The 24137-nt window shown below is 36.8% G+C and carries 28 protein-coding genes and 2 tRNA genes; 5 read left to right on the top strand and 25 right to left on the bottom strand.

The window, feature by feature from the left end; genetic code table 11:
• Nucleotides 1–88 precede the first annotated feature (88 nt).
• From AC6CHV_RS25340 to AC6CHV_RS25320, 5 genes are all read right to left on the bottom strand, one after another.
• Entirely contained in the window at nucleotides 89–463 is a 375-nt protein-coding gene (locus tag AC6CHV_RS25340; protein ID WP_341329745.1) for a hypothetical protein, read from the bottom strand.
• A 495-nt stretch (nucleotides 464–958) separates the two neighbouring features.
• Nucleotides 959–1555: a 50S ribosomal protein L25 gene (locus AC6CHV_RS25335; protein WP_341329744.1), complete on the bottom strand. Its 597-nt coding sequence runs from the start codon at nucleotides 1553–1555 to the stop codon at nucleotides 959–961.
• A 173-nt stretch (nucleotides 1556–1728) separates the two neighbouring features.
• Complete coding sequence (locus AC6CHV_RS25330; protein WP_341329743.1) at nucleotides 1729–2403, bottom strand: metal-dependent hydrolase; 675 nt, start codon at nucleotides 2401–2403, stop codon at nucleotides 1729–1731.
• A gap of 362 nt (nucleotides 2404–2765) precedes the next feature.
• Complete coding sequence (locus tag AC6CHV_RS25325; protein WP_498079894.1) at nucleotides 2766–3473, bottom strand: hypothetical protein; 708 nt, start codon at nucleotides 3471–3473, stop codon at nucleotides 2766–2768.
• Nucleotides 3474–3584: 111 nt separating this feature from the next.
• A complete protein-coding gene (locus tag AC6CHV_RS25320) occupies nucleotides 3585–4010 on the bottom strand; it encodes a hypothetical protein (RefSeq protein WP_341329741.1) in 426 nt (141 codons plus the stop codon).
• Nucleotides 4011–4229: 219 nt separating this feature from the next.
• Between AC6CHV_RS25320 and AC6CHV_RS25315 the strand changes: the two genes are divergently transcribed.
• Entirely contained in the window at nucleotides 4230–4961 is a 732-nt protein-coding gene (locus AC6CHV_RS25315; protein ID WP_341329740.1) for a YetF domain-containing protein, read from the top strand.
• A 10-nt stretch (nucleotides 4962–4971) separates the two neighbouring features.
• Nucleotides 4972–5346: a DUF4363 family protein gene (locus AC6CHV_RS25310; protein ID WP_341333467.1), complete on the top strand. Its 375-nt coding sequence runs from the start codon at nucleotides 4972–4974 to the stop codon at nucleotides 5344–5346.
• A 556-nt stretch (nucleotides 5347–5902) separates the two neighbouring features.
• Here the strand turns inward: AC6CHV_RS25310 and wrbA are convergent.
• The 9 genes from wrbA to groES form a co-directional block, all read right to left on the bottom strand.
• Nucleotides 5903–6514 (bottom strand): NAD(P)H:quinone oxidoreductase, encoded by a 612-nt coding sequence (gene wrbA, locus AC6CHV_RS25305; RefSeq protein WP_341329739.1) that lies wholly within the window; start codon nucleotides 6512–6514, stop codon nucleotides 5903–5905.
• A 100-nt stretch (nucleotides 6515–6614) separates the two neighbouring features.
• Nucleotides 6615–7040: a DoxX family protein gene (locus AC6CHV_RS25300; protein ID WP_341329738.1), complete on the bottom strand. Its 426-nt coding sequence runs from the start codon at nucleotides 7038–7040 to the stop codon at nucleotides 6615–6617.
• A gap of 30 nt (nucleotides 7041–7070) precedes the next feature.
• On the bottom strand, nucleotides 7071–7673 hold the full coding sequence (locus tag AC6CHV_RS25295) for an alpha/beta hydrolase (protein WP_341329737.1): 603 nt from the start codon (nucleotides 7671–7673) through the stop codon (nucleotides 7071–7073).
• Nucleotides 7673–8617, bottom strand: coding sequence for a VOC family protein (locus AC6CHV_RS25290; protein WP_498079893.1), 945 nt, complete (start codon nucleotides 8615–8617; stop codon nucleotides 7673–7675). Before AC6CHV_RS25290 ends, AC6CHV_RS25295 begins: the two co-directional genes overlap by 1 nt.
• 91 nt (nucleotides 8618–8708) lie before the next feature.
• Nucleotides 8709–9317 carry a flavin reductase gene (locus AC6CHV_RS25285; protein ID WP_498079892.1) on the bottom strand — a complete coding sequence of 203 codons (609 nt, stop codon included), beginning with the start codon at nucleotides 9315–9317 and terminating at the stop codon, nucleotides 8709–8711.
• A 20-nt stretch (nucleotides 9318–9337) separates the two neighbouring features.
• Complete coding sequence (locus AC6CHV_RS25280; RefSeq protein WP_498079891.1) at nucleotides 9338–10276, bottom strand: VOC family protein; 939 nt, start codon at nucleotides 10274–10276, stop codon at nucleotides 9338–9340.
• A 145-nt stretch (nucleotides 10277–10421) separates the two neighbouring features.
• Nucleotides 10422–10850 carry a MarR family transcriptional regulator gene (locus AC6CHV_RS25275; protein WP_498079890.1) on the bottom strand — a complete coding sequence of 143 codons (429 nt, stop codon included), beginning with the start codon at nucleotides 10848–10850 and terminating at the stop codon, nucleotides 10422–10424.
• A gap of 449 nt (nucleotides 10851–11299) precedes the next feature.
• Nucleotides 11300–12928, bottom strand: a complete 1629-nt coding sequence (gene groL / locus AC6CHV_RS25270) for a chaperonin GroEL (RefSeq protein WP_121449571.1) — start codon at nucleotides 12926–12928, stop codon at nucleotides 11300–11302.
• 55 nt (nucleotides 12929–12983) lie between these two features.
• Nucleotides 12984–13268, bottom strand: coding sequence for a co-chaperone GroES (gene groES, locus AC6CHV_RS25265; RefSeq protein ID WP_099355430.1), 285 nt, complete (start codon nucleotides 13266–13268; stop codon nucleotides 12984–12986).
• A gap of 343 nt (nucleotides 13269–13611) precedes the next feature.
• Here groES and AC6CHV_RS25260 point away from each other — a divergent pair, with 343 nt between their 5' ends.
• Nucleotides 13612–14337, top strand: coding sequence for a CPBP family intramembrane glutamic endopeptidase (locus AC6CHV_RS25260; protein ID WP_341329731.1), 726 nt, complete (start codon nucleotides 13612–13614; stop codon nucleotides 14335–14337).
• A gap of 3 nt (nucleotides 14338–14340) precedes the next feature.
• The gene (locus tag AC6CHV_RS25255; RefSeq protein ID WP_341329730.1) at nucleotides 14341–14550 is read left to right on the top strand and encodes a YdiK family protein; all 210 of its coding nucleotides are present in this window, start codon (nucleotides 14341–14343) and stop codon (nucleotides 14548–14550) included.
• A 35-nt stretch (nucleotides 14551–14585) separates the two neighbouring features.
• On the opposite strand, the gene tatC is transcribed toward AC6CHV_RS25255, so the two are convergent.
• Genes tatC through moaC form a run of 4 tightly spaced genes read right to left on the bottom strand, consistent with a single transcriptional unit; the run spans nucleotide 14586 to nucleotide 16749 of the window.
• Nucleotides 14586–15335 (bottom strand): twin-arginine translocase subunit TatC, encoded by a 750-nt coding sequence (tatC, locus tag AC6CHV_RS25250; RefSeq protein WP_498079889.1) that lies wholly within the window; start codon nucleotides 15333–15335, stop codon nucleotides 14586–14588.
• Between the two features lie 16 nt (nucleotides 15336–15351).
• Nucleotides 15352–15543, bottom strand: coding sequence for a twin-arginine translocase TatA/TatE family subunit (locus tag AC6CHV_RS25245; RefSeq protein ID WP_010285546.1), 192 nt, complete (start codon nucleotides 15541–15543; stop codon nucleotides 15352–15354).
• Between the two features lie 35 nt (nucleotides 15544–15578).
• Nucleotides 15579–16238, bottom strand: a complete 660-nt coding sequence (locus AC6CHV_RS25240; RefSeq protein ID WP_121449575.1) for a redox-sensing transcriptional repressor Rex — start codon at nucleotides 16236–16238, stop codon at nucleotides 15579–15581.
• A gap of 28 nt (nucleotides 16239–16266) precedes the next feature.
• Nucleotides 16267–16749, bottom strand: a complete 483-nt coding sequence (gene moaC, locus AC6CHV_RS25235) for a cyclic pyranopterin monophosphate synthase MoaC (protein ID WP_341329727.1) — start codon at nucleotides 16747–16749, stop codon at nucleotides 16267–16269.
• Between the two features lie 133 nt (nucleotides 16750–16882).
• Here moaC and AC6CHV_RS25230 point away from each other — a divergent pair, with 133 nt between their 5' ends.
• Nucleotides 16883–18817, top strand: coding sequence for an ABC-F family ATP-binding cassette domain-containing protein (locus AC6CHV_RS25230; RefSeq protein WP_440274164.1), 1935 nt, complete (start codon nucleotides 16883–16885; stop codon nucleotides 18815–18817).
• A gap of 285 nt (nucleotides 18818–19102) precedes the next feature.
• Here the strand turns inward: AC6CHV_RS25230 and tsaD are convergent, their stop codons facing one another.
• The 7 genes from tsaD to AC6CHV_RS25195 form a co-directional block, all read right to left on the bottom strand.
• The gene (tsaD, locus tag AC6CHV_RS25225; protein WP_498079888.1) at nucleotides 19103–20119 is read right to left on the bottom strand and encodes a tRNA (adenosine(37)-N6)-threonylcarbamoyltransferase complex transferase subunit TsaD; all 1017 of its coding nucleotides are present in this window, start codon (nucleotides 20117–20119) and stop codon (nucleotides 19103–19105) included.
• Complete coding sequence (gene rimI / locus AC6CHV_RS25220) at nucleotides 20112–20579, bottom strand: ribosomal protein S18-alanine N-acetyltransferase (protein ID WP_440274176.1); 468 nt, start codon at nucleotides 20577–20579, stop codon at nucleotides 20112–20114. Before rimI ends, tsaD begins: the two co-directional genes overlap by 8 nt.
• Nucleotides 20580–20581: 2 nt before the next feature.
• Nucleotides 20582–21274 (bottom strand): tRNA (adenosine(37)-N6)-threonylcarbamoyltransferase complex dimerization subunit type 1 TsaB, encoded by a 693-nt coding sequence (gene tsaB, locus AC6CHV_RS25215; RefSeq protein ID WP_498079887.1) that lies wholly within the window; start codon nucleotides 21272–21274, stop codon nucleotides 20582–20584.
• Complete coding sequence (gene tsaE, locus AC6CHV_RS25210; RefSeq protein WP_341329723.1) at nucleotides 21271–21729, bottom strand: tRNA (adenosine(37)-N6)-threonylcarbamoyltransferase complex ATPase subunit type 1 TsaE; 459 nt, start codon at nucleotides 21727–21729, stop codon at nucleotides 21271–21273. Before tsaE ends, tsaB begins: the two co-directional genes overlap by 4 nt.
• Before the next feature lie 162 nt (nucleotides 21730–21891).
• Nucleotides 21892–22908, bottom strand: a complete 1017-nt coding sequence (gene thiL, locus AC6CHV_RS25205) for a thiamine-phosphate kinase (RefSeq protein WP_498079886.1) — start codon at nucleotides 22906–22908, stop codon at nucleotides 21892–21894.
• A gap of 1059 nt (nucleotides 22909–23967) precedes the next feature.
• Nucleotides 23968–24043 (bottom strand) — tRNA-Asp (locus AC6CHV_RS25200).
• A 3-nt stretch (nucleotides 24044–24046) separates the two neighbouring features.
• Nucleotides 24047–24123, bottom strand: a tRNA-Met gene (locus tag AC6CHV_RS25195).
• Between the last annotated feature and the right edge of the window lie 14 nt (nucleotides 24124–24137).

Here is a 24137-nt window from a genome sequence, read left to right as displayed (position 1 = left end):
CTAACTTCTCTCTTCACATGACGATAAGACAAAGAAAACCAGGTCTCGTTCTTCGAGAGCCTGGTTGTAGTCTTTCCTACTATTCAATTTACCTTTTTTTCTTCTGCAAGTACTTTTCATTGATTACGAGCACTTTTCCATCTTCAACAGGTCTGTATTTTCGAAACCTAAATTTATTTTTTTCAAATATGATATTCCCGACAACATAAATCGGCAGGATGATAAACAAGTTAATAAGCATTTGTAGCAGCAAGTTTATTTCATTCTCAAATATATAAATTGTAAATACGATATGAAAAGCAAACGACACCATTAACACAATAAGCACATTACATATATGGAACGCAATCACGCTCGTTTTTTCGCGAAACATTCGCTCTAGTTCAGCTTTGAAAAAAAGCGAAATAAACACTGAGATCCCTATCGCAATAAGGGTCACTACATATGTAAAAACTAATTGCATTTCACCTAATCCCTCGCCCTCATATCACTATAATTTCTTAAAACAAAAGAGTGATTATATATCCACATTGTAACACATCCTATATGAAAGAGGTCCTTAACAAAATGATAAAACGGAGGAAATAAAGCATGGAAAATGAAAAAGCAGATCGTTTGCGGTCGCAACTCGAGGAAGCCCTTCAACCGATTATCGACCGATTAGATCGTTTGGAAATGATGTTGCAAGAAGTGTTAAAAAATAAAGGATAAAGGGAATTGCGTTTTACCCGAATTATTGATTTTTTTTTTAGATTCAGCTTCATCCGAACAGATAAACGAAAATAATTCCCTTAACAAAAAAAGCCTATAGTGAAGAAATAAATGCTTCTACTATAGACTCACTAAAATTTTTTTAAAAAAAGTATTGCTATCTATATTCTATTTATTTTACACTTATAAACGCAGTTTTGGGTTGTCTTATATTCCTATTTTCAACTTACCAGGTTAGATCGCAGGATTAGACGCCCGAAACTTCAACTTCACTTTCTTCCTCTTCATTGGCTTGTGCTTTTACATAGTCGATTGACAAAATCGTTTCATCATCTTCATGTTTGATTGTACAGTTACTGTACTCTTTTCTAATATCTGCTACGCGAACAGAGTGTCCGATTTCAAATTCAGTAATGTCAATTTCAATAAAATCAGGGAGATCATTCACCTTAGCAGTTATATCTAATTCATGAACAAATTGTTTAGCAACTCCACCGACTTTCTCGCCATTAGAAATTCCTTTTAGGATTACACTTACTCTTGTATCAATTTCTGTATTCTGATCTACTTGAAGCAAATCTACGTGAATAATTTCCTTAGTCACAGGGTTATTTTGGTAATCTCTTAAAATAACGTTTTTTGAATTACCATCAACATTTAAAGAGAAAATACCATTTCTACCAACTTCCTTGATTACATTCCTTAAATCAGAGTTATTAATCAAGATTGACTCTGTATGTATGGACCTACCATATACAACTGCAGGGATTTTCCCTTCACTCCTCAATTTTTTCAAGATTGTTTTTTTAGTTTCTTTCCTTTTTTCTGCTACTAGCATACTCATTTTCATTTCCACCTTTCTGTTAAGCTTTAAATCTTAGACATTAGTTTTTATAGAAAAAACAGTCTAAGAAATATTAGAATTACTTATACTTCTAGTATACCTAATCCCATATTTTATTTCATGTTTTTGGCTTACTTAGTTAAAAAATATAAATTACTTACTTAGTCCAACTATTAGAACCGGAATCGGAATACTTTATTAATTACCGGATAGAGAAATTTAACCCCTTTTTTTGTTAGCATATCTCCTAAGATATGTGAAAGATAAGCAATCGTTGAAATTAGAGCCAAACCGTCTACCTTCGTGTTAACTTCCAATAGATGCGACATATACCACCAATAAATCAATGCCCATATCGTATGTGTTGGCCCTCTATGAGCGAACCACCCCGCACCCCCTATATATAAGGCAAACATAATCAACCACCACAATTCGTTCGTAGCTGCATAGTACAATAAGATCAAACTTAAAATGCTCATTAGAATATTTTTCAATGTTTCTTGACCTTTAAAGGAAAGTCCTAAAATTACCGCTCCCCATCCAAAAAGTAAAAGACTGTTTTGTTGACTAAACCATTTATCATTTATGAAGGACAAGTAATTGACGTCTAAGAAATATGTAACTAAAGCCAGGACCATTAATATTCCACCGACAAATACGCCACTCTTCTTAATTAGTTTAGCCGTCTTAGTTACACGTTTATTTAATAGATTATTTCCATCTAGATCAGGAGCAAGGGAAGCTACACCTGATGCAACTAAAATGACAGGCATCATTTCAAGCGGTTGGTTTACTGACGCCACCGCTCCTATTCCTAACCCTATTGCTAAATGTGTTCGGCCTTTCATGTTGTCACCTCTATGTTGTTATTTATCTTAATTTGTCAATGACATGCTCATAATTTGTAGATATTTCCCGGGAATTTGTAGAATTTTGAAATATAGTGCTAATTACTAGGGGTGCTTTTTCCAATTTATCTTCTCTTCTAATCTCATATATCGCCTGGCGATATGAATCAAAGAATAGCGGACAGCCCCCTTGCCTATTGAATACTATTAATGATTTACTGGAATCTTTTTTACAACTGAACGTATCGCTTAATAAATGATTTCACATCATACATGAAGGACCAAATCGTTGGATATATCGCCAAGCGATACAAAAAAAAAGAGTCCTTCAACCCTTTCTAGATTACGCTATTCAAGAGGACTCATTTTCGAAATATCGAGAAGATTCCTCCCCATTTTTCTTTTGGTTTATGTATTGCTTCTTCCAAGCGTTTATTAAATTCACTTTGTGAATTCCATTCTCTTTTCTGTTCGTCCCGCATACTCTGTATTTCTTTTTGTAAAAGGTCAGATTTTTGTTTTTCTTGTTCCAGCAATGTTTCATAATGGTTCTTTTGTTGTTCAGTTAATTTTTCAATTTTAGCATTCGTTTTTTGCGCTGAATTTCCAATCGTAGAACTTATAATATGATGATCTTGCTGAAGTCGAGATACCTTTGTTTTAAGCTCTACCATTTCATTAGTCAGTTGAACATTCATTTCTCGAGTGGCCGCAAGTTCATTTGCTAAAAACATTAACACCTCTTTTAATTGATTAGGATCTTGAGGTAGATTTTCATATGTATTGGTTAGCGCAATATTTGTTTCATTGGATTCTACTAATCTCGCTTTTTGTTGTTCCACAAGGTCTTTAGCTGTATCGTCTAGAGACTTGTCCGTATCGCGTAGCGCTATAAGCACTTCGATGTCAGATTGAACAAATATACGCCGATCGCCATCTTTTAAAAACTCATATCCATTCTGTTCTAAGATTTGACCATACTTTCGGACAGTAGGTGTTGCTATCCCCACCTTTTCCGCCACTTCCTTGGAAGAGTAAGCTTGTTCATTAGGTTGTATATCGCGTCTCATATCGCACCTCCTTTCTATTAATATGAAGGTTTTCAAGTATATTTGCAAGTGTTATATCGCCCAGCGATACGAAAGAAAAAAGAACTATTCATAGAGAATTCTTAGAATCCTTCAATCTTTTAAAAGTAATTTATCTAACTCACGTACTTGATCATATGCTTTTGATAGATATTCAGGTACCAGTGATCTCCCATAATCCCAGGCATTCTCTTCGATTTCTGCTAAAAGCTGTTCCTTCTCTTTTTCCTCTCCATAAATAAGAGTCTTTAAAACTCGTGTATTTTTTCTAAATTCTAAGTAATAACCAAGCTGACGATATAGAATAAGCTTTACGAAATTAACATCTGTTTCTTTTACTTTAAAATTAATTTTAGATTTATATCCGTTAATTTGTAAGTAATTAAACTTTATCGTATTTGTTGTTACATTATAACTCATCGGAACTTTGAGATTATCGCTAGATTCAACATTTATTTTTAGATTGAGTTCTAATAACGTATCTATAATTATTTTCTCGATATGCCACATATATAGCATTTTTCTTCACCATTCCTAATAAATCAATCTATTGTAAGCCTCTGCATATCCAAAGCAAATATAAAATTAGCACACTGATGGCATTTTTACATTATTATAATTTACATAATGTAACAAGAGTCATTTATCATGGGCACGATTTACTGACACTCTTCAATTATGCTAAATCTCCTAGTTTTGGAAATATTATAAGGGAGGTACTTTTAGAGGAGGATATATATGTTTGATGAAGCTCTTGTTGTCTTTGTAAGAGTTATTATTTCTTTTTTTACTCTCTTAATTTTCACTCGAATTCTCGGGAAACAAGAAGTAGGACAATTGACTTTTTTTGATTATGTAAACGGTATTACAATCGGTTCCATTGCAGCCTCATTAGCCACTGACTTATCTTCAAAGGCTTGGGCACACTGGGTCGGTTTAGCCGGTTTTGCCCTATTTACTTTTCTATTACAATTTATAACTGTAAAAAATCGCTACATAGGAAGGGTTCTTGATGGAGAGCCAACTGTAGTAATCGAGGATGGAAAGATTTTAGAAAAAAATTTAGTGAAAATGCGAATTAAAATTAGCGAGTTAACAATGCTCCTTCGTGATCGAGGAGTTTTTGATATTACACAGGTTGATTTAGCGATATTCGAAATAAATGGAAAACTGTCGGTTCTACAAAAATCCGATTATCTTCCCGTAACTCCAAAGGATCTAAACATTCCCGTTTCTCCAAGCGGTCTATCCACCGAGGTCATACAGGATGGGATAGTTATTGATCAAAATTTATTGCAGAGAAAAAAAGATCGAAATTGGTTATTGCAACAATTACGGTCAAAAGGTATAGATGATGTTCAACAAGTATTTTATGCGTTAATTTTACCCAATGATAAATTATATATTGATGTATACGAAGACCATGTTAGTAAAAAATCAGATATTGGTGACTATGAGGGACCATTTTAAAATAGTTGAGGTGAAGACATTGAAAAAGTTTTTATTATTTCTTATCCCTCTTCTAACATTAGTACTTTTTATTTTGATTATGAATAGTGGCTCGTTATTAAAAAAACCTTTAGGAGAAGATGACCGATTATATGAAACCATACAGCAAATCGAAGCTGACGTAAAAGAAAAGAATTGGGATAAAGCCAATAATAAGATCAATTATGCTGAAACTGCATGGAAAAAGATTGTCCGGAGAATTCAATTTAGCGTAGAAAAGGAATATATATTCCAGATAAATGAGACCCTTTCACGAATAAAAGGTGGCATAAAAGTGAAAGATGACAAAGCAATTATAGAAGAAATCTACTATTTTTATGAACTATGGGATAAGTTAGCAAAATAATTATATGGACTAGTTTATTCCACCATTATTACGCCAATGCATCACCTAGTAACTTTATCAAAAGAAAAAAGGCCTCTCACAAAGTCTAGTTTACATAGAGAAGCCTACGTTTATCCTTATTATCTTATGTTAGCATTACTTAGTCTTTTTCTCTCTAAATAAAACCATTCTCGAATCAGTAGCTGAACTACTACCGGCTCACCATTATATACTATAGGGATTGCAGTGATTCCTACATAAAAAATCTTATAGTCATATCTAATGAACTTTTCAAAATAGACTTGTGCAATTTCCAAATCCTCTTTTGTCTCAATGCCTTAAAGAATAACCATCATTTTTGCAAAAATGGTGAAAAAGCTCAGTAAGAAAGCTCATACCTGAGGAAAAAAGAATATTAATCATTTTTAAATTGAAGTAATTTGTATATAAGCCGATCGCCATTCTTGTATACGGATTCCTCATTCTGGTCTGCCCTACTCACAAAAGATGTTTTTTCCTTTCTAAAATGATTAAAAAAGAGCTAATCAGCTATACCTGATTAGCTCCTAGGATTACATTATTGATTTCCTTTTTTAACCCATTCAGCAACATTAACAGTACGTTTTGCCTGGTGTTTTACAGCTGCCTGTACATCCTCAATCATCTTTCCATCCTGACCCACAGTAACACTTGTTCCGTATGGATTTCCGCCTGCTCCGAATATAACAGGATCGGTATAACCAGGTGTTGCAATAATAGCACCCCAGTGCATCATGCTTGTGTATAACGAAAGAAGTGTTGCCTCTTGTCCACCGTGTGGATTTTGTGCAGAAGTCATTGCACTTACAACTTTATTAACCGTTTTTCCAGTAGCCCAAAGTCCACCTTGGGTATCAAGGAATTGTTTCATTTGTGATGGCATGTTACCAAATCGTGTTGGTACACTGAATATAATAGCATCTGCCCATTCTAGATCAGCCGATGTTGCCACTGGAACGTCTTTCGTTGCTTCAACAGTTCCTTTCCATACTTCATTTCCCTCGATTACGGATTCAGGAGCTAATTCTTGTACTTTTAAAACTTTGACTTCTGCTCCAGCTTCTTTTGCACCTTCTTCAGCCCATTTTGCTAATTGATAGTTTGTACCACCCATGCTGTAAAAAATAACTGCTAATTTAACATTCGACATATTCACTATCTCCTTTTCTGAGGATTTACCAAATATTTTTGATAAAAAACCCATTTAATACACCTCCTATTATTCCACTCTCTAAAATTTACATTCCTTATTAGGCGGCACTTTTTAGTTCATTTGAATTTTGATTAAACAGTACGCGATTTAGTGATAGTAACTTACTACCATTAATCGCTAGATAAATAGCTATTGCTAGAAAGGCTAAATCTAATTCATATCCTGCCATTTGACCATTTCCTAATAAACCAACAGGAAGTTTAGCCGTAATGATTGCTCCAACCATTATTAGAGCAATTAAAACAGATACCAGTCTAGTAGCAAATCCAATAATTAGTGCTATACCTCCAACTAGTTCGATTAAAGCAACTACATATGCCATAAATCCAGGTATATTAATACTCTCAAACCATCCGACAGTATTCTCAATTCCTCCTTGGAATTTTACTAAACCATGTATAAAAAATAGTATTCCCAGTGTAAGTCGTAAAATTAGTGCTCCAACTTCGTTTTTTTGTGTCATTTTCTCTTCTCCTATAAAATATTTTTTAGATTATAATTTTTTATACCACTGTGCAGCAGCTTCTACTTCTGTTACTGTCAACTGATGACCTCTACTTTCCCAATGAATTTCTACATTCGCATTTGCCTTTTCTAATAAAGACTGTAGCTCAGTAGATTCCATAGGAGAGCAAATTGGATCATTCGTTCCAGCAGCAATAAATACGGACTTCCCTGTTAAATCAGGAAGTTCAATTCCTTTACGAGGAACCATTGGATGATGAAGAATTGCCCCTTTTATTGCATCTTGGTAATGAAATAAAAGACTAGCTGCTATATTTGCTCCATTTGAATATCCAATTGCAAGAATGTTATTGCGATTAAATTCATATTTGTCAGCTGCTTCATCAAGAAACTCATTTAATTCTTTTGTTCTGAATATAAGGTCTTCTATATCAAAAACTCCTTCAGCCAATCTTCTGAAGAAACGTGGCATGCCATTTTCTAAAACATTTCCACGAACACTTAATATAGATGCCTCATCATCAATCCTTCCTGCAAGAGGTAACAAATCTAATTCATTTCCTCCTGTACCGTGAAGCATTAATAAAGTAGGTTTTTCTGGATTTGTACCCTTATTAAATATGTGCTTCATTATTTATCTCCTTCCAATACGCGAACCTCAACAGAAGGTAAGCTTTCTTCTAATTCTTCTCGTTTTGACTCTAACCATGTAGGAAGCATGAGCTTTTTACCTAGCTCATTAGTTGGCTCATCTACTGAAAAACCTGGTGGGTCGGTCGCTATTTCGAAAAGGATTCCTCCCTCTTCATGAAAGTACACAGCTTTAAAGTAGTTTCGGTCCCGTACTTCAGTTGGGTGATACCCTTTCTCTTGAAGAAGATTTCTCCATCTGAAAAGTTCTTCTTCATCCTTTGCTCTCCATGCGATATGATGAACAGTTCCTGCTCCCATTAGACCTCTAACTGATGGAGTTAACTTAATATCTATGACATTTCCAATCGATGCATCAGACTTAAATCGAAGAAAACCTTCTTCGTCACCAATGCATGTGAGACCTAATACATTCTCAAGTACATCTGCAGTCTTATTGGGTTGTGCGGAGATTAAAGTTGCACCAGCAAATCCTTTAATTGCATCCTTAGGTTTAACCCCGCCAGAACTCCAATTGTTGATTTGTCCTTCGCTTCTCTCTACTAGTTCAAGTACAAGCCCATCTGGATCATTAAATGTTACATAACTTTCCCCAAAGCGAATAGAAGACTTAACTTCAACACCGAACTTACGCAAACGTTCTTCCCAAAATTGTAACGAGCCAGGAGGAATAGAATAGCTTGTAACCCCTACTTGCCCCATGCCAATGCGACCTTTTAGCTGTTTAGGCCATGGAAAAAAGGTAATAACAGTTCCTGGTTCTCCCGTTTCATTTCCAAAATACAGATGATAAACCTCTGGGCGATCAAAATTAATTGTTTTTTTAACCAGCCTTAGCCCAAGTACACCTGCATAAAAATCAATATTTCTCTGTGGATCGTTAACCATTGCTGTTATATGATGAATGCCCGCTGTTCTTTGCATCTCATTCCCTCCATTCAATAGGGACAGAGGGACAGGTCCCTCGTCCCCGTTTTTAGAATCGATGGTTTTAAACTTACCTGTCCTCTAGACTTTACTTAGGTCGTTCTATCTCAAATAGATCTCCGATTTTTGCATAGTTGGCACCAGCCAACCGGCTCACGGCAGCTAACCCTCGAGGATCAATTCTCCCTTTTGAGTAGATATCATCTTCAATATGATATTGAACAACTCTTCCTATGATAAAATCACAACCTGGAGAATTAACCCCACCCAGTTCTAAAGATTGTTCCAATACGCACTCCAATCGAACCTTTGCTTCTTTCACTCCAGGAACAGAGACCTTTACACTTTCAATCGATGTTAATCCCGCTAATTCAATCTCACTTTGATTTGGTGGTAAACTTGCAGCTGTTTTATTGATTTTTTCAACATTTTGTTCATCCACAATATGGACTACAAATTCCTTTAACGATGCAATGTTTCTAGCAGTATCCTTCTGTCTGCCCTCTGTACGTTGTATTGACAATGAAATCATCGGAGGATTTGAGGAGACAATATTAAAATAACTAAAAGGTGCACCATTTAAGACTCCCTCTTCAGATAGAGTTGTAACAAATGCAATAGGCCTCGGAATAATACTTCCTATTAGAAACTTATAATTTTCTCTTTCTGATATGGAAGTAGGGTCAATTGAAAGCATGGGATTCATTCCTTTTCAAATTAATCTAGTTTTCTCACCTTAATAGGAATTAAACTGTGTTCGAGCTGCTCTCTATATTGCTCATATTGTGCAGGTAACATTAATTGTTCTCCCATTGTTTCGTGTGATTCATCATGTGCGAATCCAGGAGGATCTGTTGCAATTTCGAATAGGATTTCTCCATGTTCTCTAAAATAAATGGCATTGAAATAATTTCTGTCTTGTACTGGAGTTACACCGTAGCCATTTTGAGCAACATATTTTTGCCAATCTAATTGGTCTTTGTCATCACTAGCTCTCCATGCGATATGGTGAACTGTTCCAACACCCATTTGGCCTCTGCCAGTTGAAACAACTTTAAGGTCGATGATATTTCCAATATCTGCAGAAGAACGATAACGAACAAAATCTCCTTCTTCATCTACTTTTTCAAGACCCAATACTTTTTCGAGTGTTTCAGCTGTTTTATCTGGCTTTGCTGAAAATAATGTAGCGCCGCCAAAACCTTTTATTGCAACGTCAGGTCTTACATCTCCGAACGTCCAAGTATTGATTTCGCCTTCTTCTCTCTCAACGATTTCTATGTGAAGTCCATGTGGATCATCAAACTCCAAATATATTTCTCCAAATCGTGTGATTTTAGTGTAAGGAATATCAAACTTTTCTAACCTCGATTCCCAAAAATCCAATGCTCCTTTAGGAACAACATAAGAAGTTACACCTACTTGACCGTCCCCAATTTTTCCTTGATAAGCGTCTGCCCAAGGGAAGAACGTAATGATTGTCCCTGGTTTTCCACCTTCATTTCCAAAATAAAGGTGATACGTACCTGGATCATCGAAATTTACTGTTTGCTTTACTAAACGTAACCCTAAAACTCCTGCGTAGAAATCTATATTTTCTTGTGGATGACCAACTATTGCTGTAATGTGGTGAATCCCCTTTGTCTTTTTACTCACTTTTTACCACTCCTACTTTTTTTTGACTAATTTACTATCATGTTTTACTAATAAAATAAAACCATTCTATTTATATATAATCTTCAATTAAAGTATCTTTATCCCAAGACATATGACAAAAAAAATATATCCTTACTACTTTGAACTACTTTTCTACCTTTTCTTTTACTCTTTTTAAAAAATCTACCAGAGTATCTACCTCATTAGAGGTTAGTGAATCAAAAACCCGATCTACAAAATCCTCATGTTCAGGCATTATTTTATTCATTATTTCAAATCCAGCATCAGTCAACGTTACATGTATAGCACGTCGATCATCCGGACAAGCACTTCGCTTTAAAAACCCTTTTTGTTCTAACCTATCTATTACATATGTCATTGAACCACTTGTTATCAGGACACTCTTACCAATCTGTTGAATTGTTTGTTTACCTTTGTGAAAAAGAACTTCTAGAACTGAAAACTCAGTTATGCTTAAGTTATTTTTCATCATATCGTCTCTAATTCTCTCTTGGAGTGCTCTTGACGTTTGCATTAAAATCAAAAATGGTTGGTTTGTGCATTTTCTTGCCACACTAACACCTCCTAAAAGATAATATCTCAGATTTAATTATCTTGAATTCAAGATAATAATATAACATAAAAAAGCATGTGTCAAATGTTTTTTGTAATTAGCAATTCCTCTGCTATATTGCAATTTAGTTTTAGTATAACTTTTTATAAAGAGAAATTACTTTTAACAAATAAACTCTCAAAGGAGTATTTAGGTGAAGAAAAAGTTTGCCTCACTAGCATGGTACAGTTTTCCAAAAGGGCCCCATAAAAAACGAATTCCATACAAGGAATTCGTTTTTTGCCTATACGTTTATGTAATATAACCGAAGAAATGAAAAAGAAGCCCCCCACAAGTTCCAACGAACTCATGAGAAGCCTCTATTATTTCGCCTCAATGTTAGCAAAATGTTAGCATTCCACTCTTATCTTACTCAAAAACCCTTATATATCAAGGGCTGGAGGACATGATTACATCATGCCGCCCATTCCACCCATGCCGCCCATGTCAGGCATTGCAGGAGCATCTTTTTCTGGTAGGTCAGCAATTACTGCTTCAGTTGTTAAGAACATAGCTGATACAGATGCTGCGTTTTGTAGTGCAGAACGAGTAACTTTAGTTGGGTCAACGATACCAGCGTCGATCATGTTTACCCACTCGCCAGTTGCTGCGTTGAAGCCAATACCAATTTCTTCGTTTTTCAAGCGTTCAACAACTACAGATCCTTCAAGACCAGCGTTGTGAGCGATTTGACGAACTGGCTCTTCTAGAGCACGAAGTACGATGTTCACACCAGTTGCTTCGTCTCCAGCTAATTCGATAGCAGCTACTTTATTGTATACATTCACAAGTGCAGTACCACCACCAGAAACGATACCTTCTTCAACTGCTGCGCGAGTTGCGTTAAGTGCATCTTCAATACGAAGTTTGCGTTCTTTTAGTTCAGTTTCAGTAGCAGCACCAACTTTGATAACTGCAACTCCACCAGCTAATTTAGCTAGGCGCTCTTGTAATTTTTCTTTGTCAAATTCAGAAGTAGTTTCTTCCATTTGAACACGGATATTGTTAACGCGAGCTGCGATCTTGTCAGATTCACCAGCACCTTCAACGATAGTCGTATTTTCTTTTGTTACTACAATCTTAGAAGCGCGACCTAATTGAGTGATGTCAGCAGATTTAAGGTCTAAACCTAAATCTTCAGTGATTACTTGACCACCAGTTAGGATAGCAATATCTTCTAGCATTGCTTTACGACGGTCACCAAATCCAGGAGCCTTAACAGCTACTGCATTGAATGTACCACGAAGCTTGTTCACAACTAGAGTTGCAAGTGCTTCACCTTCAACATCTTCAGCGATTAGTAATAATGGCTTACCTTGTTGAACTACTTGCTCTAATACTGGTAGGATTTCTTGAATGCTTGAAATCTTTTTGTCAGTAATTAACACATATGGGTTTTCAAGAACTGCTTCCATTTTATCAGAATCAGTTACCATATATGGAGAAGCATATCCACGGTCAAATTGCATACCTTCTACTACTTCTAGTTCAGTAGAGAAACCTTTAGATTCTTCAATTGTGATAACACCGTCGTTACCAACTCGCTCCATTGCTTCAGCGATTAATTGACCAACTTCTTTGTCATCTGAAGAAATAGCAGCAACTTGTGCGATAGACTCTTTACCTTCAATTGGTTTAGAAATAGCTTTTAATTCTTCAACAGCTGTTGTTACAGCTTTTTCAATGCCTCTACGAACTACCATTGGGTTTGCACCAGCAGTAACGTTCTTTAAGCCTTCACGAATCATTGCTTGAGCAAGAACTGTTGCAGTAGTAGTACCGTCACCAGCTACATCGTTTGTTTTACTAGCAACTTCAGCAACTAGTTTTGCACCCATGTTTTCGAATGCATCTTCTAATTCGATTTCTTTAGCAATTGTTACACCGTCATTTGTGATAAGAGGTGAACCGAATTTTTTCTCAAGAACAACGTTACGTCCTTTTGGTCCTAATGTTACTTTTACAGCGTTTGCTAAAGCATCAACACCACGAAGCATAGCGCGACGAGCGTCTTCACTAAATTTAATTTCTTTTGCCATTCTTAAGCCCTCCTCAAAAAATTAAGAATCTATGATATAAAATGCTGTTTTTCTATTAACCGATTACAGCTAAAATGTCGCTTTCGCGTAATACTAAGTATTCAGTACCTTCATATTTCACTTCAGTACCAGCATATTTTGAGAAGATAATGCGATCACCAACCGCAACCTCTAAAGCTACTCTTTCACCGCTGTCTAATACACGACCTGTACCTACAGCAACTACTTTACCTTCTTGAGGCTTTTCCTTTGCAGAATCTGGTAATACGATTCCGCTTGCAGTTTTTTCCTCTGATTCAACTAGTTCAATAACAACGCGATCACCTAATGGCTTTAACAAGTGAAACAACCTCCTCAAATAATATAGATAATTAGTTTCGTCTTCTTATTAGCACTCAACTCATCTGAGTGCTAACACAATTATTATATTAAATAATCTCTACTTATTTTGCAAGTCATTTGAGATAGAAATTTACAAAAAAGTTCAATTTTATCATGCGAAACTTGGCCCACCTATCTATCCTATGTTATATGCAGGAAAAATAAACCAACAAATTACTTTCTTCAATGAAAATTTGAATTTGCATAATACTAATGGATATAAGCGAATATATGATACAATACAAAAAGTGGACAAAAGTATAAAAACTTGATATTTATTCCAACTACTAAAGGAGATTTTCATGAAAGCTCGTTATTGGTATGTCATTTTAACTTACATTATCATGCAGTTCTCTGGAATTTTAGGTATCCCGCTTCTATTGCTTTTAGGCATCGGAGATGATGTTGACCCGAATACGATTATTGCCCTTTGGACTGTTATTAGTTTTGTGGCGGCACTTCCGATTGTTTTATTTTTATTAAGACAAGATATTAATGAAAGACATCAAAATCTTCATCGTTCTTCAAAAGGAGAAGCGATTGGATGGGCAATAGCAGGTATATTCATGGCAATGACTGCTCAGGTTATTGCAGCTAATATTGAGATTCATTTGCTTGGTATTGAGGCTGGTTCTGAGAACACCCAAGAAATTATGGCCTTGGTAAAATCTCTACCACTGCTTATAATCGTAGTTTCCATTATTGGGCCAATCCTTGAGGAAATTATCTTTCGCCAAATTATTTTTGGTTCCTTATATAAAAAATTTAACTTTTTCATTTCTGCCCTGATTAGTTCGTTAATCTTTGCAGTAGTGCATATGGACTTTACGCATATTCTGATTTATACAGCGATGGGCTTTACCTTTGCCTTCCTTTATGTACGGACAAAACGGATTATCGTTCCAATCTTTGCACATGTTGCAATGAATACTTTTGTTGTAGTGGTTCAAACGATTTTTGCAGATGATATAGAAAGGATCATGAAGCAAGCCGAGAAGCTGCAACAGACATTTATTGGAGGCTTTTAATTTATGCGAAGAACTTCACCTTTTGTAATGGGCATCATTTACACGCTAATGGGGATTCTGTTTACCTATATTGCGATTAATAGTGCAACAGAGACCGTTTGGAACTTCTCTACCATCCTTCTAGCACTTGTCGCAACATTCGACTTTGGTGTGGCTATCCGAATGTTTGTCCTTCACAGTAAAATAAAAAAGATCTCAAAAACAAAAAAATAACCTCACAACGGAGGTTATTTTTTTTATAGACTTCCCTACTCTATCGAATTTGCCGCTTCCATTTCTGCTTTTAGTGCCTTCCTGTAGGCACTTTTTGATACAAGAATACTGATTTCATATAATCCGAATAACGGTACTGTAACCATTAAATGCGAGATTATTTCAGGAGGTGTGATTAAACCTCCGATGACTAATAGAATAAAATACGCGAACTTTCGTATTTTAGATAGAAACATCGGTGTTACTATTCCCAATCTTGTTAAAAACATCACAATAACCGGCAGTTGAAACAAAAAGCCAAACGGTAAAGTCAATTGCAACAGGAATTGAAAATATTCGTTAATTCCAATCACCTGATTTATATCAAGGCGTACCGCTAACCTTGTCATAAAGTTCACTACAAACGGGAACAAAATAAAGTAGGAGAAAGAAACTCCTATTAGAAAAAGGATTACCGAAAGCGGAATATAACTCAAGGTTACCTTTCTTTCCTTTTCATATAAGCCAGGACTGATGAAGGCCCAAAGTTGATAAAGGAGAAAAGGAGATGAGATAACAAGGGCAATGATAAAAGCAAATTGCATATAGATTTTAATTGGATCTGTCATACGAAAAGCATTCATTGTCAGCTCTTTTGCTTCCTCTGCATTTTGCAAATAGAGAATAACTGGCTCTGCGAGAAAAAAGCTTCCTAATGCAACAATGAAGAAGAAAACGACTACGTAGATCAGTCGTTTTCGTAACTCTCCAATATGATCATAGACGGACATTTCTTTTTCATTCATGTGACTCATCCTATCATTACTTCACATCTTGAGTTTCATTCTTCTTAACATCATCATCGTCATCGTCTGCTAAACCTTTTGTTGCGTTTTTAAACTCACGCAATGTATTACCCGCTGCTTTTCCTAGTTGAGGCAACTTCTTCGGTCCAAAGATTAATAACGCTGCAAATACAATCAATAAAATACTACCGAATCCAAGACTTCCCACTGTAAGTCACCTCCCTACAATTATAAGATCTATTATTATTCTTCACTTGAATCATTTGAATCATTTGAATAATGCTTTAAGAAATATACAAGGGCTTGTAGTTCTACGGCCAAATCAATATGGTGAACCCGAATATGTTCAGGCACATTGATTCGTGCTGGGGTAAAATTAAGAATACCCTTGATCCCTTTATTAACCAAGCGGTCTGTAATCGACTGAGCTGCCCCAACCGGCACCGTTAGAATAGCCACCGTTACATCATCAGGCAATTCTTTTTCCAGGTCATCAAGATGGTGTACCTTTACTCCACCAATACTACTACCTACCTTATTATAATCCACATCAAACGCAAGCTCAATTTTTGTATTATTATTTTTTGAAAAATTATAATGTAAAAATGCTGTACCTAAATTCCCTACACCGATTAAAGTAACCTTCGTTAACTCGTCTTGATCTAAGGTCTTACTAAAAAAGGATAATAAATAATTGACATTATAACCATACCCTTTTTTTCCCAATGCTCCGAAATAAGAAAAATCTCTCCTAATTGTTGCGGAATCAACCTTAACCGCATCACTTAGTTCTGCAGATGAAACCCTCTGTTTTCCTGAGGCATGCAAATTTTTCAAAAATCGATAGTAAAGTGGCAGCCTTTTGGCAGTTGCTTGTGGTATTTTTGATTGTTCAAGATTCACCTTAATTCCTCCACTAACTTGGAACTAACTATAGCTCCCTTATAAAATCTCCGTTCTTTCCACCTGTTTTTTCAGCCAAATAAGTTGGTCCAATGACCATTCCTTTATCAACCGCTTTACACATATCATAGACAGTTAGCGCACAAACAGATGCAGCAGTAAGTGCTTCCATTTCGACACCTGTACTGCCCTTTGTTTTAACTGAAACCGTGATATTTAAAATATATTCATCTTGGATTGTCCAGCTAAAACGTATATCAACGCCCTTTAATGCCAATGGATGACACATCGGAATTAACTCTGACGTCTTTTTGGCTGCCATAATCCCGGCAACCTGAGAAACAGCAAGGACATCACCCTTACTAACCTCATTATTTATTATTTGCTCATAAATGATTTTATTTACAGTAATACTTGATTTTGCAATTGCTGTACGGACAGTATCTGCTTTTTCCGTAATGTCGACCATCTTGGCACGACCTTGCTCATTAAAATGGGTAAATGATGACATAAACAAACCCTCCCATAAACTATACACTATTTTAACACATCTGTCTTTGATACATCTGTGAACAATATCATTGCAGTTGCTCTAATTAGACAATATAAGATACACTGATGATAGAAACAAGAGGTGAAATAACATGATTTTACTACAAGTAAATCAGCTCAAAAAGTATTTTGCTGCTGATCTTATATTATCGAATATAAAGTTAGAAGTACAAACTCGTGACCGTATTGCCATCGTTGGACGAAACGGTGCTGGAAAATCAACACTTTTAAAAATTATTGCTGGCCATATGTCTCATGATGGCGGTGAAATTATCAAACCGAAAAGTGTTACCATTGATTACCTCGCTCAGAATACAGGACTTGAATCGAGTTTGACCATCTGGGAGGAAATGCTAACTGTTTTTGCCTCCTTACAAAAGCTTGAAAAAGACCTTAGAGACTTAGAGGTTAAAATGGGAGACCCATCCCTCTTTGAAAATCCGGATGATTACCAAAAATTACTTGAAGAATATGATCAGCTACAGGTTGATTTTAAGGAAAAGGGAGGCTATCAATACGAAGCTGATATTCGATCCATTCTACATGGTTTTAATTTTACAGAAGAAGACTACCAAACCAAAATATCCAGCTTAAGCGGCGGTCAGAAGACACGCCTTGCCCTTTGTAAACTATTACTAACCAAGCCTGATCTGTTAATCTTGGACGAGCCAACTAACCACCTTGATATCAACACACTTACGTGGCTAGAACAATATCTACAAGGATATCCTGGAGCACTATTAATCGTATCCCATGACCGATACTTCCTTGATAAAGTGGTCAACCAAGTTTATGAAATTTCAAGACACACAAGCACCAGATATGTCGGTAACTATAGCAACTATTTAAAACTCAAGGCTGAAAACTACGAACTTGAGTTGAAAAAATATGAAAAACAACAAGAAGAAGTGGAAAAGCTAAAGGATTTCATCGCAAAAAACCTAGTTCGAGCTTCAACCACCAAGCGTGCCCAAAGTAGACGAAAGCAACTTGAAAGAATGGAGCTAATGGACAGGCCATTAGGTGATGAAAAGTCAGCTTCCTTCCGATTTGAAATCGAGAGGCAAAGTGGAAATGACGTACTAAGTGCAAAAGATATCACCGTTTCGTACGAAAAAGGCAAACCGATAATCAAAAATATTAATTTCAATATTTACCGTGAAGATAGCATTGCTTTAGTGGGTCCAAACGGAATCGGAAAATCAACCTTACTAAAAGCAATTATTGAAAAACTCGACAACGTAGAGGGAACATTTCGCTTTGGTTCACATGTGACCATCGGTTACTATGATCAACAACAAGCGGACCTCAACTCGAACAAGCGAGTTTTAAATGAATTATGGGACGAATACCCTCTTAAAACTGAAAAAGAAATCCGTACGGTTCTTGGAAACTTTCTCTTCTCAGGGGATGATGTGTTAAAAACCGTTTCAACCTTAAGTGGTGGCGAGAAAGCAAGACTTGCCCTTTCGAAGCTAATGATGGAGAAATCTAATTTTCTCATTCTTGACGAGCCTACCAACCACTTAGACCTTGATAGTAAGGAAGTACTTGAAAATGCTCTAATTGATTATCCCGGTACAATCCTTTTTGTTTCCCATGACCGATATTTTATTAACCGCATTGCAACAAAAGTGTTTGAGTTATCTAATGAAGGACTTACAGAATACTTAGGTGATTATGACTACCACCTTGAAAAGAAGTTTGAAATGGAGGAACTCGCAAGGCTAGAAGCCCAAGAGTCAAAGAACACCAAACGTGAAGTGGTCCAAGAAAAGACATCCTATGAACAAGAAAAACAATTAAAGAAGCTTGAGCGTCAAAGAAAACGCAGAATCGAAGAAATCGAGTTGGAAATTTCAACAATCGAAGAAAAAATCGAAGAAAATGAACAGCTTCTCTGTGATCCAGAAGTCTATCAAAATCATGAGGAAGTTCAACGAATTAATGAAGAAAACGAAAAATCCTCAGCAAAACTTGAAGCGCTTATGGAAGAATGGGAATCTCTCCACGAAATCAGTGGATAACTAACATCCTAGAACTTTACACCTATCAACAAAATAAAGATATCCCCATCTCTAATTTTTAGAATGGGGAATTTTTTTGATTATTTACACAAAAAAATATAGTTATACACTATCTTATCCACGTTATCCACATAATCCACACTTATCAACAGACTTATCCACAAAAAGTGTCCACAAATACATATTAGTTATTTCGGTACTTTTTATAAGTTTTCCACAAAACCTGTGATTATGTGGATTATTTATCAACAAAAAAGCCCTCTTTAATAAAAGAGGACTTTTTGACTATCTTTCAATGTCTAACCCAGGATTAGCATTCAATGCGTAAGACGAACGCTTTCCTTTTTCGTACAACACACTACCAACTGCAGCAATCATTGCAGCGTTATCTGTACATAATGAAAGTGGAGGAATAATGAGTTTAACCTCTGGCATATCAGAAAATGCATGCTCTAAAGCTGCACGAAGCCCTTTATTTGCGGCAACCCCACCAGCTAGTAATACTTGTTTTACCTTATATTCTTTAGCTGCCTTCACTGTTTTAGTCACTAGGACATCGATCACACTTTCCTGAAAGCTTGCTGCTAGATTCTTCGGATCAATGGTTTCTCCTCGTTGTTCAGCATTATGAAGGGTATTAATAACAGCAGATTTTAATCCACTAAAACTAAAATCGTAAGAATCCTCTTCTAGCCAAGCTCTCGGTAAATCAATCGTTGCTGTTCCCTCATGTGCAAGTCGATCAATGTGTGGCCCACCTGGATATGGAAGGTTAAGAGTTCTAGCCACCTTGTCATATGCCTCACCAGCAGCATCATCCCTTGTTTCCCCAATCACTTTAAAAGATGCATGCTCCTCCATGTAGACAAGCTCTGTATGGCCCCCTGAAACAACCAATGCCAATAATGGAAACTCCAGCTCCTCAACCAATCGATTTGCATAAATATGACCTGCAATATGGTGGACTCCTAATAGCGGAATATCATGGGCAAATGCTACTGCTTTAGCAGCATTAACACCTATTAACAATGCTCCTACTAAACCAGGGCCCTCCGTCACTGCAATACCATCAATATCCTCAAAACTCTTATCTGCCTGTTTTAAAGCTTCTTCAATTACCAGTGTAATAGCTTCAACATGATGCCTTGAGGCGATTTCTGGAACGACTCCGCCAAAGCGTTTATGACTTTCGATTTGAGATGATACAACATTTGATAATATTTCTCGTCCATTTTGTACGATTGAAACAGCCGTCTCATCACAGCTTGTTTCAATTCCCATGATTATTTGGTTATCACTCATTTAAATTCACCCACATAACTAGCGCGTCTTCGTTATTATCAGTATAGTAATTTTTTCGGATCCCACCAGGCTTAAACCCTAATTTTTTATAAAGGTTTTGGGCAACATGATTAGATACTCTGACCTCAAGCGTCATTGTAGCAGCCTGGTGCTGCATCGCTAAAAGCTTTGCCTGCATAAGTAAGGCTTCCCCAAGCTTTTTCCCTCTGTATTCAGGAAGAACTGCGATATTGGTTATATGAGCCTCATCCAAAATAAGCCACATTCCACAATATCCAATCACTTGATCGTTATCAGTCATGACAATATATTTGGCAAACTGATTATGAACAAGCTCATTATAGAAGGCTTCCCTCTTCCAAGGTACTGTAAATGCTGATTTCTCAACCTTCATCACACCATCAATATCTTCTATTGTCATGAAACGAAACAAAATTTGTTGATTAATGATCTCTTCCATTCTTACCCCTGCCTCTTCCCTAACCAATTCGCCTCCGCCTCTGCCAAACGTATATAATTTGGCACAAATGTATGAACATCTACAGGCGCTTTCTCCATCCCTAATATGGCCAACTCACTTGGTCTCGGATTCCAATCTGTATATGGTGCAACATATGCGAATTGCTCTAAATCTGTTTCTATCTGTTCTTTGTGGATAACTAGATCATTACCGATGAAAAGAACCGGTGTTTCCCTCTTTCTAAGTTCTTCTAGCCAATCTGCTAATAAAATAATTTTATCTTCTTCAACGCAGGTTAGCCTTTTTTCTTCATATTGATAAAGCCCTGTATAAACTTGGCCACGTCTTGCATCAAATATTGGCGAAATGGATCCATTAAAATGCCGACCATTGGCCGCCACGACTTCTAAACTTGAAACTCCCACTAAAGGTATTTGCAATGACCATGCCAGTGTTTTCGCAATCGTTACACCGATTCTGACACCCGTATAAGAACCAGGGCCCATCGCGACAACGATTCTATCAAGCTCCTTTGGCTTAATCCCACATTCCTTCATTAACTGTTCAATTGTAGGCATCACGCGGACAGAATGGTTTTTTGGCAGATTTGTAATCACCTCACCAATCACCTTCTCCTGATCCACAATCGCAACTCCCAATACATAATTGGATGTATCTATAGCTAACACTTTCATTCGCTAAATAACTCCTCACATAAATGTTGATACCTTTCCCCTATTGGTATCACCGTAATCTTACGTCTCGTATCCCCTTGGTGTTCAATCCTAATAGTGAGTCGATCCTTAGGTAATCGGTCTTCAATCAGATGAGCCCATTCAACAACAGTCACACCCTCACCTTCAAAATACTCATCAAATCCCAGGTCCTCATCACTGTGTTCCAAACGATATACATCCATATGATACAACGGGATTCTCCCTTGGTATTCCTTGATTATCGTAAATGTTGGACTGTTCACCGTTCTTGTCACGCCAACTCCTTTTGCAAGGCCCTTAGTAAACGTAGTTTTTCCTGCCCCTAAATCACCCTCAAGAGTTATCACATCACCTGGCCCAAGCTTTTCGGCCAAACGATATGAAAAACTCCCCGTTTCATCGGGTGTATTTGTAATAAACTCAAATTTATCCATATATTCCACCTTATTTCATCAAATGCGCCTTGGCGTATTTGCGCACGATTTTTTTTGAGCAAGCTCAAAAAATTTCCTTTGAAAAATCGTGGCATCCGCCGGAGGCCATAACTTTATTCAGCTGAGTTAAATCCCTACCTAAAATCGTACACTTTTTACATACTACTTCTCTGAGTTGGGATTCTGCTGAATAGAGTTAAAGTGATTATACCCTTTCATCTCAAGCTTTTGAAGTTCCTTGCCTCGATTCAAAAATACAGCAGGACCACCTTCCGAGACAGTCCCAATTTTTGAAAGGACATAACCATGTTTTTTTGCTTTTTTCTCTAGTATAGCCCAATCCGATGCAGCCATAGTGCCGATCAATTCAAAGTCCTCTCCACCATATAACGCAAACTCAAGTGCACGGTCTTTATATTGATCTAATATGGCTTCACTGAATGGAATTTTATCAAAATCTATTGTTAAAGTGACACCACTCGCTTTTGCAATCTCATTTGTTTCACTTGCTAGACCATCACTAATATCGTTCAAAGAAACTCTTTGGAAAGTTGATAGTAATCTCCCCATTTCCACTCTCGGTTTCGGATACTGATGTTTGTGGATAAGAGTTTTCTCTGGCTCAGTAAAAGGATGGTCCTTACCATTATGTAATAATAAATTTAAACCAGCAGCAGAATCCCCTACCGATCCTGTGACAAAAACAATATCTCCTGGCTGTGCATGGCTTCGTAATAAATGAGTATCTTTCTCAACCTCACCTAGAACAGTCACCGTAATAACCAACGTCTCAGCAATCGAAACCGTATCGCCACCGATTAAATCCATTTTGTACCTATCTGCTAGCATTGCCATACCTTCATAAATCGATAACAAATCTGTTTCATTCCATTCTTTTGGAATTGCAATCGACACTAAATAGTAGGTTGGAATTCCACCCATCGCTGCAATATCACTAATATTAACAGCCAATGCCTTATAACCCACTTGAAATGGGTCCATTGTTTGAGAAGTAAAATGAACACCCTCTACCATCGTATCCATGCAAATGACTTGTTCCATATCTTGTGTTGGACGAAACAGCGCAGCATCGTCACCTATACCTGCAATTAGTCCGGATTTGGCAACACGTTTTGGTTTAATTTGATCAATAAAGTGAAATTCGTCCTGCAAAGCCATCAAAGTCACTCCTATTAAGTCGAAAGAAACTATAAAACACAAGTAGTAAAAAAAGCCTTAGGACAACTCCTAAGGACCTTAGTACATCATTATAAGTTTACCGTATTTCAACAAAATCAGCAAAAAAGAAATAAAAAATTGGTTGTTAAGTGAGATAGGTGCGGAGGTGGTTATGTACGGATCGGATGGTAATATTTATTATTGGTGTTGAGTTGATGATGGATCTTCGATTGGGGTTAGACTATTAGCTCGATGAAGGACTTTCGATTGGGGATCGCGCTGCGGGCGGGCTTTCATTCGCTTCATGAAGGAATTTCGATTGGGATTCTTACTGTGTTCGGTCCTTCATTTCTCATGAAGGGGATTTCGATAGGTTGCTTTGCTCACTATTCCCTTCAAAACCCTTGTGAAGAGGATTTCCACCGTTTTCTTTGCTCACTTTTCCCTTCATACTCCTCATGAAGAGGATTTCCACCGTTTTCTTTGCTCGCTTTCCCCTTCATAACACTTATGAAGAGGATTTCCAGAGTTTTCTTTGCTCACTTTCCCCTTCATAACCCTTATGAAGAGGATTTCCACCATTTTCTTTGCTCACTTTCCCCTTCATAACCCTTATGAAGAGGATTTCCACCATTTTCTTTGCTCACTTTCCCCTTCATAACCCTCATGAAGAGGATTTCCACCATTTTCTTTGCTCACTTTCCCCTTCATAACCCTTATGAAGAGGATTTCCACCATTTTCTTTGCTCACTTTCCCCTTCATAACCCTTATGAAGAGGATTCCAACAGTATTAAGTCGTAGTTTTCCCTTTCATTGCTTTAGATAAAAGCTTTACGGAAAGTTCCGGCTAGTAATTCTATATTTTTACCTTTTTCTTAAATCCATTGCTCCTTCAATTAGGTTTTACTTTATAGGTTGTTATCAAACATAAATAATGTAATAAGATGTTCACACCATAAATAGAAAAAACCACAGCATCAGTAGCTGTGGTTTTTTCAAATGGTTTAAATTTCCGCATAAAAAAAACGAAACTACAAAGTTTCGTGTGTTTGTATATATGGCGGTCCCGACCGGGATCGAACCGGCGATCTCCTGCGTGACAGGCAGGCATGTTAACCGCTACACCACGGGACCATTTGGTTGCGGGGGCAGGATTTGAACCTACGACCTTCGGGTTATGAGCCCGACGAGCTACCAGACTGCTCCACCCCGCGATAATAATATATAA

The organism is Ferdinandcohnia sp. GQ5 (assembly GCF_059759275.1).
This window is presented reverse-complemented; position numbering and strand designations above follow the sequence as displayed.

Bases quoted from the DNA above. Each gene is read 5' to 3' on its own strand.
- AC6CHV_RS25340 (WP_341329745.1), bottom strand. From the start codon at position 463: ATGCAATTAGTTTTTACATATGTAGTGACCCTTATTGCGATAGGGATC.
- AC6CHV_RS25335 (WP_341329744.1), bottom strand. From the start codon at position 1,555: ATGAGTATGCTAGTAGCAGAAAAAAGGAAAGAAACTAAAAAAACAATC.
- AC6CHV_RS25330 (WP_341329743.1), bottom strand. From the start codon at position 2,403: ATGAAAGGCCGAACACATTTAGCAATAGGGTTAGGAATAGGAGCGGTG.
- AC6CHV_RS25325 (WP_498079894.1), bottom strand. From the start codon at position 3,473: ATGAGACGCGATATACAACCTAATGAACAAGCTTACTCTTCCAAGGAA.
- AC6CHV_RS25320 (WP_341329741.1), bottom strand. From the start codon at position 4,010: ATGCTATATATGTGGCATATCGAGAAAATAATTATAGATACGTTATTA.
- AC6CHV_RS25315 (WP_341329740.1), top strand. From the start codon at position 4,230: ATGTTTGATGAAGCTCTTGTTGTCTTTGTAAGAGTTATTATTTCTTTT.
- wrbA (WP_341329739.1), bottom strand. From the start codon at position 6,514: ATGTCGAATGTTAAATTAGCAGTTATTTTTTACAGCATGGGTGGTACA.
- AC6CHV_RS25300 (WP_341329738.1), bottom strand. From the start codon at position 7,040: ATGACACAAAAAAACGAAGTTGGAGCACTAATTTTACGACTTACACTG.
- AC6CHV_RS25295 (WP_341329737.1), bottom strand. From the start codon at position 7,673: ATGAAGCACATATTTAATAAGGGTACAAATCCAGAAAAACCTACTTTA.
- AC6CHV_RS25290 (WP_498079893.1), bottom strand. From the start codon at position 8,617: ATGCAAAGAACAGCGGGCATTCATCATATAACAGCAATGGTTAACGAT.
- AC6CHV_RS25285 (WP_498079892.1), bottom strand. From the start codon at position 9,317: ATGCTTTCAATTGACCCTACTTCCATATCAGAAAGAGAAAATTATAAG.
- groL (WP_121449571.1), bottom strand. From the start codon at position 12,928: ATGGCAAAAGAAATTAAATTTAGTGAAGACGCTCGTCGCGCTATGCTT.
- AC6CHV_RS25260 (WP_341329731.1), top strand. From the start codon at position 13,612: ATGAAAGCTCGTTATTGGTATGTCATTTTAACTTACATTATCATGCAG.
- AC6CHV_RS25255 (WP_341329730.1), top strand. From the start codon at position 14,341: ATGCGAAGAACTTCACCTTTTGTAATGGGCATCATTTACACGCTAATG.
- tatC (WP_498079889.1), bottom strand. From the start codon at position 15,335: ATGAATGAAAAAGAAATGTCCGTCTATGATCATATTGGAGAGTTACGA.
- moaC (WP_341329727.1), bottom strand. From the start codon at position 16,749: ATGTCATCATTTACCCATTTTAATGAGCAAGGTCGTGCCAAGATGGTC.
- AC6CHV_RS25230 (WP_440274164.1), top strand. From the start codon at position 16,883: ATGATTTTACTACAAGTAAATCAGCTCAAAAAGTATTTTGCTGCTGAT.
- tsaD (WP_498079888.1), bottom strand. From the start codon at position 20,119: ATGAGTGATAACCAAATAATCATGGGAATTGAAACAAGCTGTGATGAG.
- rimI (WP_440274176.1), bottom strand. From the start codon at position 20,579: ATGGAAGAGATCATTAATCAACAAATTTTGTTTCGTTTCATGACAATA.
- tsaB (WP_498079887.1), bottom strand. From the start codon at position 21,274: ATGAAAGTGTTAGCTATAGATACATCCAATTATGTATTGGGAGTTGCG.
- tsaE (WP_341329723.1), bottom strand. From the start codon at position 21,729: ATGGATAAATTTGAGTTTATTACAAATACACCCGATGAAACGGGGAGT.
- thiL (WP_498079886.1), bottom strand. From the start codon at position 22,908: ATGGCTTTGCAGGACGAATTTCACTTTATTGATCAAATTAAACCAAAA.